Source organism: Streptococcus gallinaceus, assembly GCF_040545695.1.
Classification (GTDB): domain Bacteria; phylum Bacillota; class Bacilli; order Lactobacillales; family Streptococcaceae; genus Streptococcus; species Streptococcus gallinaceus.
This window is the reverse complement of the sequence record NZ_JBEPMK010000013.1, coordinates 1-1,417: the sequence shown is the minus strand read 5'-3', so window position 1 is coordinate 1,417 and position 1,417 is coordinate 1. Positions and strand designations below refer to the sequence as shown.

The 1,417-nt window shown below is 37.8% G+C and carries 1 pseudogene; it reads left to right on the top strand.

What is annotated here, in order from left to right:
* Nucleotides 1-54 precede the first annotated feature (54 nt).
* Nucleotides 55-1,393: pseudogene (locus ABID27_RS10185) on the top strand (IS3 family transposase).
* Nucleotides 1,394-1,417: the final 24 nt, after the last annotated feature.

Below are 1,417 nucleotides of genomic sequence, written 5' to 3'. Positions count from 1 at the left end.
TGAACTGCCCCCCATTCGTTAGACAAGAAATCTAACGAATGGGGGGCTTTTTCTATGAAATTAAGTTATGAAGATAAGATTCAACTCTATCAATTAAGACAAGAAGGCTATTCAATTCCCTACTTGTCTAAAATGTTCGATGTTAGGGAATCTACTATTAAATATATGCTTCGGCTAATGAAACGCTATGGCTTAGAAATTGTTAAAAAAGGGAAAAATACCCACTATTCTCCTTTACTGAAAAAGGAAATGATTGATAAAGTTTTATTGGATGGTCAATCTATATTATCGGTCTCTCTTGATTATGCCCTCCCCAATAGGGGAACCTTGTCCAATTGGCTTTCCCAATACAAGAAAAATGGTTATACTATTGTTGAGAAAGCAAGAGGGAAACCACCAAAGATGGGACGTAAACCAAAGAAAACATGGGAGGAAATGACTGAATTAGAGCGTCTTCAGGAAGAAAACGAGCGTTTAAGAACGGAGGTGGCCTATCTAAAAAAGTTGAGAGAACTTCGATTGAGGGACGAAATAGAACAACGCGAAAAACAGCGACAATTAGAAAAATGGTCGAAGGAGGATTCCGACTAGACTTACTCCTCGAAACGGCAAAACTAGCTCGTTCTACTTACTATTATCAGTTAAAACAACTAGAACATGGTGACAAAGACAAGGCATTAAAAGATAACATCCAAGGTATCTATGACGAACATAGAGGTAATTATGGCTACCGTCGTATCACTCTAGAATTACGAAATCGTGGTTTTAATGTCAATCACAAAAAGGTGCAACGTTTAATGACTGCCATGGAACTGAGTGCTAGAATCCGTCGTAAACGTAAGTATTCATCCTACAAGGGGGAGATAGGTAAGACATTCAACGCCAATTTGAAGGTTCTAAACCCTATGAGAAGTGCTATACTAATGTGACTGAATTTGTTTTGCCAGGCATTGAGGGAAGGCTCTATTTATCGCCTGTCTTGGATGGATATAATAGTGAAATTATTGACTTTACTCTGTCTCATTCACCAAATTTAGAACAAGTTAAGACGATGCTTGATAAAGTATTTCCAGAACAAGAATATAGTGGAACCATACTACACAGTGACCAAGGTTGGCAATACCAGCATCAATTGTATCACCAATTTTTAGAGTCTAAAGGTATCATTCCTTCAATGTCTCGTAAAGGAAACAGTCCTGACAATGGTATGATGGAATCCCTCTTTGGAATTCTAAAGTCAGAGATGTTTTACGGCTATGAAGAGTCCAACAAATCACTGGTGGAGCTTGAATCTGCCATCAAAGAATACATAGTTTACTACAATAACAAGAGAAGCAAAACAAAATTAAAAGGACTGAGTCCCGTTCAATACAGAACTCAATCCTGTGCTTAAAATATAGTGTCCAACTTTTGGGGG